This is a genomic window from Ramlibacter sp., from assembly GCF_013697775.1.
Taxonomy (GTDB): domain Bacteria; phylum Pseudomonadota; class Gammaproteobacteria; order Burkholderiales; family Burkholderiaceae_C; genus Ramlibacter.
Map to the genome: position 1 here is coordinate 1 of NZ_JACCWG010000084.1, position 13,026 is coordinate 13,026.

Consider the following 13,026-nt stretch of genomic DNA (forward strand, 5'->3'; position numbering starts at 1 on the left):
ATGGCAATAAGGCCGTTCATGCTGTTGCTCGCGAAGGCGATGCGGTAGCGCCGCCCGGCGGCGGTGAGCGCGCCGATGGCGGCGCGGTGGTCCAGCGCGCCGGCTTCGGACAGCGCCACCGGCACCACCTCGCTGGCAGCCAGCGCGTGGTGCGGCGACCCCACCCACACCAGCGGCTCCTTGCGCACCACCGCCTCGTCGGCGGCGTCGGGCGTGGACAGCGACACCAGCGCCATGTCCACGCGCTTCTCGTCCAGCAGCCGGCGCAGCTGCGTGGTCGGCGCGCACACCAGTTCCACCGACACCAATGGGTGCCGCCGCGAAAAGTCGCGCAGCAGCGGCGGCAGGAACATCACCGCGTAGTCCTCCGGGCAGCCCAGGCGCAGCACGCCCGAGACGCCGCGCCCGGTCAGGTCGGCCAGCGCGGCGTCGTGGTCCTTCAGCAGGCGGTGCGCATGCGCCAGCAGCCGCTCGCCCAGCGCGGTCAGCTCCACGCCGCGGCTGGTGCGGTGCAGGACCGGCCCGCCGACGACGTCTTCCAGCCGCTTGACCTGCATGCTGATGGCCGACTGCGTGCGGCCGACTTCGCCGGCGGTGCGCGTGAGCGAGCGCGTGTCGGCGATGGTGACGAAGGTCCGCAGCAGGTCGAGGTCGAGATGCACCATGGAGGCCACTATGCCACCCGCCGCCGCCATCAGCCGGCCGCATTGCCGCGATCAAAAGGATTCGTTGGCGCGCATCGGCTTGGCTTCCTACCATCGCATCCACTTCGAACGATGAAAGCCATGCGATGACGACTTCCAAAAATTCCGATCTCGCGTTCTGGGCCAGGGCCGCGAACCACCTGGTGCGCTACGGCGGCAGCTTCTCGCCGGTGGTCATCGAGCGGGCCCAGGGCGCGTACGTGTACGACGCCGACGGGCGCGGCATCCTGGACTTCACCTCAGGCCAGATGAGCGCCGTGCTGGGGCACTCGCATCCCGAGATCGCCGAGGTCATTGCGCAGTCGGCGCGCAGCCTCACGCACCTGTACAGCGGCATGCTCAGCCGCCCGGTGGTGGACCTGGCCGAGCGGCTGTCCGACATCACGCCGGCGGGCCTGGACCGCAGCATGCTGCTGAGCACCGGCGGCGAGGCCAACGAGGCGGCGATCAAGATGGCCAAGCTCGCCACCGGCGGCTGGGAGGTGGTCGCTTTCGCGGGGTCCTGGCACGGCATGACGGGCGTGGCGGCCTCGGCCACCTACAGCGCGGGCCGCAAGGGCTACGGGCCGTCGGCCGCCGGCTCCTTCGCGATCCCCGTGCCGCACCCCTACAGGCCCGGCTTCGAGCGCAATGGCCGCGCCGACTGGCAGGCCGAACTGGATTACGCGTTCGCATTGGTGGACTGCCAGTCCACCGGCAATCTTGCCGCCTTCATCGCGGAGCCCATCCTGAGTGCCGCCGGCATCGTCGACCTGCCGCCCGGCTACCTGCGCGCGCTGAAGCGCAAGTGCGAGGAGCGCGGCATGCTGCTGATCCTGGACGAGGCGCAGACCGGGCTGGGCCGCACCGGCGCGATGTTCGCGTTCGAGCGCGACGAGATCGTGCCGGACATCCTGACCTTGTCGAAGACCCTGGGCGCCGGGCTGCCGCTGTCGGCCGTGCTGGTCGGCGCGGAGCTGGAGGAGCGGCTGCACCAGCGCGGCTTCCTGTTCTACACCACGCACGTGTCGGACCCGCTGCCGGCGGCAGTCGGCCTGAAGGTGATCGAGATCGTGCAGCGCGACGGCCTGGTCGCACGCGCGGCGCAGGCCGGCCAGCGGCTGCGCCGCGGGCTGGAGGCGATCCAGGCGCGCTACGAGTGCGTGGGCGACGTGCGCGGCCGCGGCCTGCTGCTGGGCATGGAGATCGTGCAGGACCGCGCGAGCAAGGCGCCCGCGCCGCAGCTGGGCGCGGCCATCACCGCCAAATGCCTGGTGCTGGGCCTGAGCATGAACATCGTCAACCTGCCGGGCATGGCAGGCGTGTTCCGCATCGCGCCGCCGCTGACGGTGAGCGACGCCGAGATCGACCAGGGCCTCGCGATCCTGGAGGACGCCATCGGCCAGTCGCTGGGCTGACCGACGGCGGCGGCGCTACACGTGCCAGCGCCGCTGCACCACGCGGAAGCGGTTGGCGACGAAAGCCGCGTCGGTGTACGACGCATTGGAGGCCGGGTTGCCGCCGGTGGCGTGAAAGTCCGAGAACGCGGACGACTGGTTGACGAACACGGCGCCGGTGAGGTTGATCGACAGCGCCACCTTGGCGTCCCACGAAGCTTCGACCATCGCGTCGACGAACTCCGGCCGGGTGGAGTACACCCCCGAGGTCAGCGCGCCGTGATCAAGTGCGATGCGCCTGGACAGCGCGATGGCCGCATCGGCGTCGTCCGCGCGCACGATGAAGCTGATCGGACCGAACCGTTCTTCCATGTAGGCCGCTTCATCGCGCGCATCGCAGGCCAGCAGCAGCGGCGTCTGCACGCGCGCGGCCTCGAACTCGGGGTGCGGCAGGGGCTGCGAAGCACGCACTACCGTGCCCAGGCGCGGCGCGTCGGCGATGCGCCGCACCGTGTCCTCGGACTGGATCGCGCCCAGCAGCGCGTGCGCGGTCTTGGGGTCGGCCAGCAGCGTGTCGATGGCCTGCGCGAAATCGGCGCAGACATCGTCGTAGCTCTTGTGGCCTTCGTCGGTGTCGATGCCGCCGGCCGGGACAATGAACGCCTGCGTGGTGGTGCACATCTGCCCCGAGTACAGCGACACGGTGAAGGCCATGTTTTTCAACATGGCGCGGTAGGCGTCGGTGGACTCGATCACCACGGTGTTCACGCCGGCCAGCTCGGCGTACACCTGGGCCTGGCGCGCGTTGTCGATCAGCCACTGGCCGAAGGTACTGCCGCCGGTGTAGTCGATGGAGCGGACGCCGGGGTGCGTGGCCAGCGCCTGCGTGGCGTTGCGCAGCGGCGCCACGGCCAGCATCACCACATTGGGGTCCACGCCCTGTTCGGTGAGCACCTCGCGCAGCACGGCCACGGTGATGGCGGCCGGCAGGATGGCGTCGCGGTGGGGTTTCAGCAGCACCGGGTTGCCGGTGGCCAGCGCGGCGAACAGGCCGGGGTAGGTGTTCCAGGTGGGGAAGGTGGCGCAGCCGATCACCAATGCCACGCCGCGGCCGACGGGTTCGAAGCGCTTGGCCATGCGCAGCGGCTCGCCCTTGCCCTGCGGCTTTTCCCACAGCGCTTCGCGCTGCACCGCCGTCTGCGCGCGCCAGGCGCCGGCCAGGGCCTCCAGCCCGCGGTCCTGCGCGTGCGGACCGCCCGCCTGGAAAGCCATCATCCAGGCCTGGCCACTGGTCATCATGACCGCGTGCGCGACCTCGAAGCTGCGCTGGTTCAGCCGCTGCAGCGCCTCGGCCAGGATGCCGGCGCGGCCATCGGGCCCCAGGCGCTGCCAGGCCGGCATGGCAGCCTGCGCGGCCGCCACCAGTTGCTCGGGATCGCAGACCGGATAGCGCACGTCCAGCGGCACGCCCCAGGGCGAGCGCTCGCCGCCGTGCAGGCCGGTCTGGCCCGGCTGGTTCAGCGGGAAGTCCTTGCCCAGGTACGACTGGAAGGCAGCGCGGCCCTGCGCCGCCGCCTCTTCGCCATACGTTTTCGGGCTGGGAGATTCCGGGTACGGGCTCCAGTGGGTGCGCGCGTCCAGCGCCTGGACGGCGCGCTCCAGCAAAGCCCGGTGGCGGGCGAACAAATCGGTGCTCATGAAACTCTCCGGTGTGATCAGGCGGCCGCCTTGCTGCGGTCGACGATGGCGATGCCGCGGATCTGGCCGGCTTTTTTCTGCGAGGCGGGGCGCGGGTAGGTCTCGGGGTCGAAGCGGTGCAGCAGCTCGGCTTCGCGCACGCGCGCCATCGCCACGTTGGCCAGCTTCACGTGGCCGTAGCCGCGCATGGTGAGCGGCAGCGCCGCGATCTCGGTGGCCACCGGCAGGCGGCGCGCGTCCAGCGCGTCCAGCAGGCCGCGGATGCGTGCCATGTAGCTTTCGACCAGCGTGCGCTCCAGGCGGCGTTCCTCGGTGCGGCCGAACACGTCCAGCGGCGTGCCGCGCAGCACGCGGCCTGCGGCCAGTACCTTCATCGCCTTGTGCATCCAGGAGCCGAAGCGGATCTTGCGCGGCGGCCCGCCGTTTTTGGTTTTGCTCATGACCGGCGGGGCGAGGTAGAACTGCAGCGAAAAGTCGCCCTCGAACTGCTCGCGCAGCTGCTCGGTGAAGCGGCCGTCGGTGTACAGGCGCGCCACCTCGTATTCGTCCTTGTAGGCCATCAGCTTCAGCAGCGCCTGCGCCACGGTGCGGGTGAAGGGAAGGGCGCGGTCGCCGGTCAGCGCCGCTTCGCGCGCGCGCACCATCTCCACGAACTCGGTGAAGCGCTGCGCGTAGCCGGCGTTCTGGTAGGCCGTGAGGTGTTCGCGGCCGCGCGCCAGGATGGCGTCCACCGTGTCCGACGGCGGTTCGGCCTGCTGCCAGCGCAGCAGGTCGCGCAGCGCGCCGGGCGACTGCGCTTCCAGCCGGCCCAGTGAGAAAGCCAGCTTGTTGGTGTCCACCGCCACGCCGTTCAGCTCGATGGCGCGGGTCAGCGCCTCCAGACCCACCGGGATCAGGCCGCGCTGCCAGGCAAAGCCCATCGTGAGGATGTTGGCCAGGATGGAGTCGCCCAGCCACGCTTCGGCCAGCGCCTGCGCGTCCAGGCTTTCCACGCGGTCGGCGCCGGCGGCGAAGCGCAGCTTGTCCAGCAGCTGCGGCATCTTCAGGCTGGCGTCGGGGTTATGCAGCGACTCGGCCACAGGGATCTCGTGCGTGTTGGCCAGGATGCGCGTGCGGCCGTGGCGCACCGCCTGCAGCGCCTCGGGCGTGGCGCCCACGACGGCGTCGCAGGCCAGCACCACGTCGGCCTGCTGGGTGTCGATGCGCACCTGGTTCAGCAGCGCCGGCGTCTCGGCCAGCCGCACGAAGGACAGCACGTTGCCGCCCTTTTGCGCGAAGCCCATGAAGTCCAGCGCGCTGGCCGACTTGCCTTCCAGGTGCGCGGCCATGGAGATCAGCGCGCCCACCGTCACCACGCCGGTGCCGCCGACGCCGGACACCAGCAGGTCGTAGGGGCCGGTCCACGCGTGCTGCGGCGGACGCGGCAGCGCGTCCAGCAGGTGCGCGATCTCGCCCGCGCCGCCGGTCAGCGCGCCGGCCTTCTTGCGCGGCTTGCCGCCCACCACGCCGACGAAGCTGGGGCAAAAGCCCTTCACGCAGGAATAGTCCTTGTTGCAGGCGCTCTGGTCGATCTTGCGTTTGCGGCCCAGCGGCGTTTCGGTGGGCAGCACGGCCACGCAGTTGGACTGCACCGAGCAGTCGCCGCAGCCTTCGCACACGCGCTCGTTGATGTACAGGCGCATCGACGGATCGACCAGCTCGCCCTTCTTGCGGCGGCGGCGTTTTTCGGCGGCGCAGGTCTGCTCGTAGATCAGCACGGTGACGCCGGGCATCTCGCGTAGGCGGCGCTGCACGGCGTCGAGTTCGTCGCGGTCGTGGAACTCGGTGCCGGCGGGAAAGCGGCCCTTGAGCGCGTTGTACTTGTCGATGTCGTCGGACACCACGATGACCTGCTTCACGCCTTCGGCTTCCACCTGGCGCGCCATGGCGTCCACCGTGATGATGCCGTCCACCGGCTGGCCGCCGGTCATGGCGACCGCGTCGTTGAACAGGATCTTGTAGGTAAGTGTGGCCTTGGCCGCCACCGCCTGGCGGATGGCGAGGTAGCCCGAGTGGTAGTAGGTGCCGTCGCCCAGGTTCTGGAACACGTGCGGCACTTCGGTGAACATGGCGTGCGAAACCCAGTCCACGCCTTCGCCGCCCATCTGGATGAGGCCGCCGGTGTCGCGGTCCATCCAGCTGGCCATGAAGTGGCAGCCGATGCCGGCCTGCGCGCTGGAGCCTTCGGGCACGCGCGTGCTGGTGTTGTGCGGGCAGCCGGCGCAGAACTGCGGCAGCCGCTTGACGCTGTCCGACGCGTTGGACAGCAAGTCAGGGGGCGTGAAGTCGCGCACCAGGTGGCGCCGGTCCAGGTCGGGGAATTTGGCGGCCAGCCAGTTGGCGACGATCTCGATCAGGCGCGAGGGCCGCAGTTCGCCCAGCGCGGAGACCAGCGGCGCGCCGCTGGCATCCGTCTTGCCGACGATCACCGGCCGCTCGGCCGCGTTGTAGAGCATGTCGCGCAGCTGGGCCTCGACGATGGGGCCTTTTTCCTCGATCACCAGCACCTCGCCCAAGCCGCGCACGTAGTCGCGCATGCGGGTGGGCTCCAGCGGGTACGTCAGGCCCAGCTTGTGGATGCGCACGCCGCGCTGGGCCAGCGCCTCGGTGGAGATGTCCAGGCGGCGCAGCACTTCCATGAAGTCCAGGTGCGCCTTGCCGGCGGTGAGGATGCCCACCGTGGCCTGCGGGCTCGTGGTGATGTCGCGGTCGATGCTGTTGATGCGGGCAAAGGCGCGCACCGCGTCCAGCTTGGCGTGCAGCCGCTCCTCGATGGTGAGCGAGGGCAGGTCGGGCCAGCGGTAGTGCAGGCCGCCGGGCGGGCGCTGGAAGCCGGTGATCTCGTCGATGGTCGCCGCATCCTGCCAGGTGGCCATGCGCGCCTGGGTCAGGTCCAGGTCGACCGTGCTGCCGCTTTCCACCACTTCCGACAGCGCGGTGAAGCCGACCCAGTTGCCCGAGTAGCGCGACAGCGCCCAGCCGTACAGGCCGAACTCCAGGTACTCGGCCACCGAGGCCGGCGAGACGACCGGCGAAAGCCACGACTGGAACGCGTGGTCGCTCTGGTGCGGCATGGACGACGACACGCAGCCGTGGTCGTCGCCCGCGATCATCAGAACGCCGCCGTGGGGCGAGCTGCCGTAGGCGTTGCCGTGCTTGAGCGCGTCGCCCGCGCGGTCCACGCCGGGGCCCTTGCCGTACCACATGGCGAACACGCCGGCGCAGGTGCGCTGCGGATCGTCCTCCACACGCTGCGTGCCCAGCACGGCGGTGGCGGCCAGTTCCTCGTTGATGGCCGGCAAAAAGCGCAGGCCCTGCTCGGTGAATTTCTTGCCGGCCTGCCACACGGCCTTGTCCACCATGCCCAGCGGCGAGCCGCGGTAGCCGCTGATGAAGCCGCGCGAGTCCAGGCCGGCGGCGGCATCGCGCTGGCGCTGCATCAGCATGAGGCGGATCAGGGCCTGGGTGCCAGTGAGGTAGATCTGGCCGTCGCGCGCCCACAGGGCGTCGGACAGCTTGTAGTCGGGGCGCTTCAACGTGGCGGTCATGGCGGCGAGGGTACCGGGCCGCGGAGAGAATTTGCTTCTTCTTTTCCCCCAATCCACAATCGCCGGAGAAAATCCTTCTACAGATTCAAGGAAACCAGAGAATGGATGGGATCGACAAGCAGGACGTGGTGCTGCTGATGGAACTGCAGCGCGACTCCCACCAGACGGTGCAACAGCTGGCCGAGCGAGTCGGGCTGTCGAGCACGCCGTGCTGGAAGCGCATCAAGGAGCTGGAGGCCAGCGGCGTGATCCGCGGCTATACCGCGCTGGTGGACCGCGAGAAGGTTGGTCTCAGTCTGTGCGTGATCGCCGAGGTGAACCTCACGCGGCACAACGGCGAGGAGGTGGCTGAGTTCGAGCGCGAGGTCGCCGGCTGCCCGCAGATCGTCAGCTGCTGGTCCACCACCGGCCAAGCCGACTATGTGCTGAAGGTGCTGATGCCCGACATCAAGAGCTACGAGCGCTTCCTGCACGACACGGTGTTCAAGATGCCCGGCGTGACGCACGTGCGCTCCAGCGTGGTGCTGAAGGAAGTGAAGTCGCAAGCGCGCCTGCCGATCGAGGCGCCGGGCCGGCCCACCAAAGCCAAGGCGCGGCGCGCCTGAAGATCGGCCATCATCCTGGCTTCACACCAGGAGACGCGATGTTCCCCACCTCGATTGCCGGCAGCCTGCCCAAGCCGGGCTGGCTGGCCGAAACGCACAAGCTGTGGCCGCAGTGGAAGGCCAGCGGCGACGCGCTGCGCGAAGCCAAGGCCGACGCCACCTTGCTGTGGATCAAGGCGCAGGAGGATGCCGGGCTGGACGCGGTGACCGACGGCGAGCAGTCGCGCCAGCACTTCGTGCACGGCTTCCTGGAACAGGTCGAGGGCATCGACTTCGCGCACAAGGTGGAAATGGGCATCCGCAACGACCGCTACAAGGCCATGGTGCCGCAGGTGGTTGCGCCGCTGCGGCTGAAGGGCCGCGTGCATGCGTTCGAGGCGCAGCTGGCGCGCGCCCACACCACGAAGCAACTGAAGTTCACGCTGCCCGGCCCGATGACCATCGTGGACACCGTGGCCGACCGGCACTATGGCGACCGCGTGCAGCTGGCCCATGCCTTCGCCGAGCTGCTGAACCAGGAAGCGCTGGCATTGCAGGCCGACGGCGTGGACATCATCCAGTTCGACGAACCGGCCTTCAACGTCTACATGAAGGCCGCTGCAAACTGGGGCGTGCAGGCGCTGGAACGCGCGGCGCGCGGCCTCACCTGCAAGACGGCGGTGCACATCTGCTACGGCTACGGCATCAAGGCGAACGTGGACTGGAAGAATTCGCTGGGCGAGGAGTGGCGCCAGTACGAGCAGGTGTTCCCCGCGCTCGCCAAGAGCAGCATCGACCAGGTGAGCCTGGAGTGCTACCACTCGCACGTGCCGCCGGACCTGATGGCGCTGCTGGACGGCAAGGAAGTGATGGTCGGCGTGATCGACGTTGCCAGCGACGTGATCGAGACGCCCGAGCAGGTGGCCGACACCATCGGCCGCGCGCTGCAGTTCGTGGCGTGGGAGCGGCTGATGCCCTGCACGAATTGCGGGTTGGCGCCGATGGACCGGGAGGTGGCGCGCCGGAAGCTCGAGGCGCTGGGGGCGGGGGCTCGGTTGGCGCGGGAGCGATACGGGGTTTGACCACGCGGCAAAGCCGCACGCGGGCGGGCCGTGTCGCGCGGACAGGGCGTCCGGCGGCTTTGCCGCCGGCAGACCTGAGACGGTTGGACGGACGGCAGCGCGGGGGAACTCCCTACGCGCTCTGCGAGCGCTCCGGTCAGACAGCCCCCGCGAAGTCAGTTCACGATGCGCGCTGCGCGCGCCTGCCGTCCGTCCAACCGCCTCAGGCGCCCTGTCCAACTGCGCACCATGGCCCGCCCGCGTGCGGCTTTGCTGTGACGATCTTGACGCGCGACCGGTGGCGTGCCTCCATTGTGACCGTCGCGGCAGGCGGTGCCCGGCGTGGGCGATTTCTGCGGCGGCTGTGCTGATCGGGCTGGGGCTGGCGCGCTTGCGCGCTTCGTGAACTGACTTGCGGAGGCTGTCTGAACGGAGCGCTCGCAGAGCGCGCAGTGAGTTCCTCCGCGCCGGCCCCAGCCCGATCAGCACAGCGAAGTCGGCGCGCAGCGCCGACCGCCGCAGTATGAGTCCATGCCGGGCACCGCCTGTCGCGACGCGCGGTGCAGGAGCGTTTCAACCGAAGCTGCTGCCGAGGTGCCCGATGAGGCCTGCGGGTCTGCCGTGTTGACGGATGCCAGCGGTGGTGTAGGCTGGCTGTATGGCCCACGACCACTCCCACGACCATCCGCACGACCACGGCGACGCGCACGACCATCCGCAGGAAGGCGACGCCCGCTGGAAGCACGACGGCGTGCGCGTGGTGCCCGGCAACCAGCTCGACGGCAACACGGCGCAGACGCCCGGCATGGACCGGCGCGCGGCCATCAACTTCGCGCGCGTGGGCGCGCAGAAACTGTGGGCCGGCACGGTCAGCATCCATCCCAATGCCAAGACCGGCGCGCACCACCATGGCCACCTGGAGAGCGTGATCTACGTGGTGAGCGGCCGCGCGCGCATGCGCTGGGGCGACAACCTCGAATTTACCGCCGAAGCCGGGCCGGGCGACTTCATCTACGTGCCGCCCTACGTGCCGCACCAGGAGATCAACGCCAGCCCGACCGAGCCGCTGGAGTGCGTGCTGTGCCGCAGCGACGGCGAGGCGGTGGCGATCAACCTGGACATCGAGCCGGCCGAAAAACCCGAGCAGGTGCTGTGGGTCGACCCGACGCATCCGAAAGGCGGGGTATGACGGGACAGGCGCCGGGCGGCACCGAGCCGCTCATCCTGGTGGTCGACGACAACCCCGACCACCGCGAGCTGATCGTCGCGTCGCTGGCCGATTGCACCGACCGCGCGCGCATCGTCACGGCCGAGGGCGGCGAGGCGGCGCTGGACTACCTGTTCGCGCGCGGGCCGCACGCGCAGCGCGACACGCGCCACCAGCCCAGGCTGGTGATCCTCGATATGAAGATGGGCGCGGTCGACGGACTGACCGTGCTCAAGGCCATTCGCGCCAATGTCCACACGGCCGCGCTGCCGGTGGTGATGCTGTCGGCCGGGGCCGAGAAGGCCGAGCTGGATCGCTGCTACGAAGCCGGCGCCAACAGCGTGGTGCGCAAGAGCATCGACTTCGACGACCTGCGCCGCAAGATGGCCAAGGTCTACGAGTTCTGGATCACGGTCAACGAGGCGAACCGGCACTCACGGGTGTAAGCCCCGGCGCGCCCTAAAAAAATTCGCCTGTGCTGTAATGAATTGCCGCTGCGGAACGACGGTTCCCGCAGGGGCGCGTGTCTCTGCTCGTCCATAACAACAAGCCTCGGCAGAATGTCAGCAAATCCATCGTCCGTCGTTTCCAGATCCTCCGTGCGCGACTCCGCGCGCCAGGCATTGGCGTTGCGCTTCGCGCAGGTGCGCGCCCGCACCAGGGAGCTTGCCGCGCCGCTGTCCGCCGAGGACCAGTGCGTGCAGTCCATGCCCGACGCGAGCCCGACAAAATGGCACCTCGCGCACACCAGCTGGTTCTTCGAGGCCGTGGTGCTCTCCGCGCATGCCGAGGGCTACACGCCGTTCGACGCGCGCTATTTCCATCTCTTCAATTCCTATTACGAATCGCTCGGTCCGCGCCACCCGCGGCCGCAGCGCGGCCTGCTCACGCGGCCCAGCGTGGATGAGGTGCTTGTGTACCGCACCCATGTGGACGCGGCGATGCAGCGCTTCCTCACGCAAGCCGATGACGCCGCCTGGAGCGCCGCCGCGCGCCTGGTCGAGCTGGGGCTGCACCATGAGGAACAGCACCAGGAACTCATCCTCACCGACATCCTGCACATGCTGTCGTGCAACCCGCTGCTGCCGGCCTACCGGAAAGCGGACGCGCCGGCATTGCGCTTGGCCGCGGGCGTGCCCGCGCTGCGCTGGCTGGACGGTGCGGGTGGCGTGGTCGAGATCGGCCATGCGCAAGAGGCCTTCGCCTTCGACAACGAAACACCGCGGCACAGCAGGCTGCTGCCGTCCTACCAGATCGCGGACCGGCTGGTCACCTGCGGCGAGTTCGCCGGATTCATTGCCGACGGCGGCTACGAACAGCCCATGCTGTGGCTGTCCGACGGCTGGGCCGCGGTGCAGCAGCAGGGCTGGAAAGCACCGGCCTACTGGCTCGCGCCCGGCGATGCGCGCGCGCCGTCCGACGATTGGCAGGTGTTCGGCCTGGACGGCGTGCGCCCGCTGGATGCGGCGGCACCCGTCAGCCAGCTGAGCTTCTATGAAGCCGCGGCCTATGCGCAATGGGCGGGCGCGCGGCTGCCGACCGAATTCGAATGGGAAGCCGCGTATGGCCTGCCGGGCATCTCGCAGATGAGCGGCCACGTGTGGCAGTGGACGCGCTCGTCCTATGACCCGTACCCCGGGTTCCGGCCGCTGTCGGGCGCGGTGAGCGAATACAACGGCAAGTTCATGGTCGGCCAGCTGGTGCTGCGCGGCGGCAGCATCGCCACGCCGCCGGACCATGCGCGGCCGACGTACCGCAATTTCTTTCCCCCGGGCACCCGCTGGCAGTTCAGCGGCCTGCGGCTGGCCCGGGACGCATGATGCGCGCGGGCCAACTGATGGAGCGGCAGGACGGCGCGCCGCAAGCACAGGACGCGCAGCCGGACGACGGCGCCTTCGCGCAGGACATGGCCGCCATGCTGGCGCACCGGCCGCGCGGCATCTCGCCGAAATACTTCTACGACGCAGAAGGCTCGCGCCTGTTCGACCGCATCTGCGAGCTGCCCGAGTACTACCCCACGCGCACCGAACTCGGCATCCTGCAACAGCAGGCCGGCGAGATCGCGAAGCTGGCCGGCCCGCGCGCGGAAATCGTCGAATTCGGTGCCGGCTCGCTGCTGAAGGTGCGGCTGCTGCTGGATGCCTTCGATCGGCCGGCGCGCTACCTGCCGATCGATATCTCCGGCGACCACCTGGCCGATGCCGCCGCGCTGCTGCGCCGCGACTACGCCGGGCTGGACGTGCAGCCGGTCGCGGCCGACTACACGCGCCGCCTGCTGCTGCCGGCACCGCTGCCCGGCGCAGGCCAGCGCGTGGGTTTTTTCCCGGGCTCCACGCTGGGCAACTTCACGCCGGATGAAGCGCTGCACTTCCTGCAGGTGGCCGCCCAGGTGCTGGGTGGCGGCGCGCTGCTGCTGGGCGCCGACCTGGTCAAGAACCCGGCGGTGCTGCATGCCGCGTACAACGACGCGCAGGGCGTGACGGCGGCGTTCAACCTCAACCTGCTGGCGCGCGCCAACCGCGAGCTGGGCACCGACTTCGACCTGGCCGGCTTCGCGCACTACGCGTTCTACAACGCGCCGCAGTCGCGCATCGAAATGCACCTGGTAAGCATGCGGCGCCAATCGGTGACGCTGGCGGGCCGCGCGTTCGACTGGGCCGAGGGCGAGACGCTGCACACCGAGAACTCGTACAAGTTCACCATCGACGGCCTGCGCGCGCTGGCGGTGCGCGCGGGTTTCCGCCCCGGGCCGGTCTGGACCGATCCGGAGCGCCTGTTCAGCGTGCACTGGCTGCACGCGCCATGAGGC

Annotated in this window: 10 protein-coding genes; 7 read left to right on the forward strand and 3 right to left on the reverse strand. The window is 69.7% G+C overall.

What is annotated here, in order from left to right; translation table 11 throughout:
• On the reverse strand, positions 1–665 hold a 665-nt coding region (locus tag H0U68_RS04345), incomplete at its 3' end, for a LysR family transcriptional regulator (RefSeq protein ID WP_296353038.1).
• Between the two features lie 125 nt (positions 666–790).
• On the opposite strand from H0U68_RS04345, the gene H0U68_RS04350 reads away from it, so the two are divergent.
• On the forward strand, positions 791–2,101 hold the full coding sequence (locus H0U68_RS04350; RefSeq protein ID WP_296353040.1) for an aspartate aminotransferase family protein: 1,311 nt from the start codon (positions 791–793) through the stop codon (positions 2,099–2,101).
• A gap of 15 nt (positions 2,102–2,116) precedes the next feature.
• Here the strand turns inward: H0U68_RS04350 and paaN are convergent, their stop codons facing one another.
• Complete coding sequence (gene paaN / locus H0U68_RS04355) at positions 2,117–3,778, reverse strand: phenylacetic acid degradation protein PaaN (RefSeq protein ID WP_296353042.1); 1,662 nt, start codon at positions 3,776–3,778, stop codon at positions 2,117–2,119.
• 17 nt (positions 3,779–3,795) lie between these two features.
• Positions 3,796–7,365, reverse strand: coding sequence for an indolepyruvate ferredoxin oxidoreductase family protein (locus tag H0U68_RS04360; RefSeq protein WP_296353045.1), 3,570 nt, complete (start codon positions 7,363–7,365; stop codon positions 3,796–3,798).
• 101 nt (positions 7,366–7,466) lie between these two features.
• Here H0U68_RS04360 and H0U68_RS04365 point away from each other — a divergent pair, with 101 nt between their 5' ends.
• The 6 genes from H0U68_RS04365 (at position 7,467) to egtD (ending at position 13,023) form a co-directional block, all read left to right on the forward strand.
• Complete coding sequence (locus H0U68_RS04365; protein ID WP_296353047.1) at positions 7,467–7,970, forward strand: Lrp/AsnC family transcriptional regulator; 504 nt, start codon at positions 7,467–7,469, stop codon at positions 7,968–7,970.
• A 38-nt stretch (positions 7,971–8,008) separates the two neighbouring features.
• Complete coding sequence (locus H0U68_RS04370; protein ID WP_296353051.1) at positions 8,009–9,031, forward strand: methionine synthase; 1,023 nt, start codon at positions 8,009–8,011, stop codon at positions 9,029–9,031.
• A 637-nt stretch (positions 9,032–9,668) separates the two neighbouring features.
• A complete protein-coding gene (locus H0U68_RS04375; protein WP_296353053.1) occupies positions 9,669–10,199 on the forward strand; it encodes a cupin domain-containing protein in 531 nt (176 codons plus the stop codon).
• Positions 10,196–10,663: a response regulator gene (locus tag H0U68_RS04380; RefSeq protein ID WP_296353054.1), complete on the forward strand. Its 468-nt coding sequence runs from the start codon at positions 10,196–10,198 to the stop codon at positions 10,661–10,663. Before H0U68_RS04375 ends, H0U68_RS04380 begins: the two co-directional genes overlap by 4 nt.
• Before the next feature lie 114 nt (positions 10,664–10,777).
• Entirely contained in the window at positions 10,778–12,037 is a 1,260-nt protein-coding gene (gene egtB / locus H0U68_RS04385; RefSeq protein ID WP_296353057.1) for an ergothioneine biosynthesis protein EgtB, read from the forward strand.
• Positions 12,037–13,023, forward strand: a complete 987-nt coding sequence (gene egtD / locus H0U68_RS04390) for an L-histidine N(alpha)-methyltransferase (protein WP_296353058.1) — start codon at positions 12,037–12,039, stop codon at positions 13,021–13,023. The genes egtB and egtD overlap by 1 nt, the downstream gene beginning before the upstream one ends.
• The last annotated feature ends 3 nt before the right edge of the window (positions 13,024–13,026 follow it).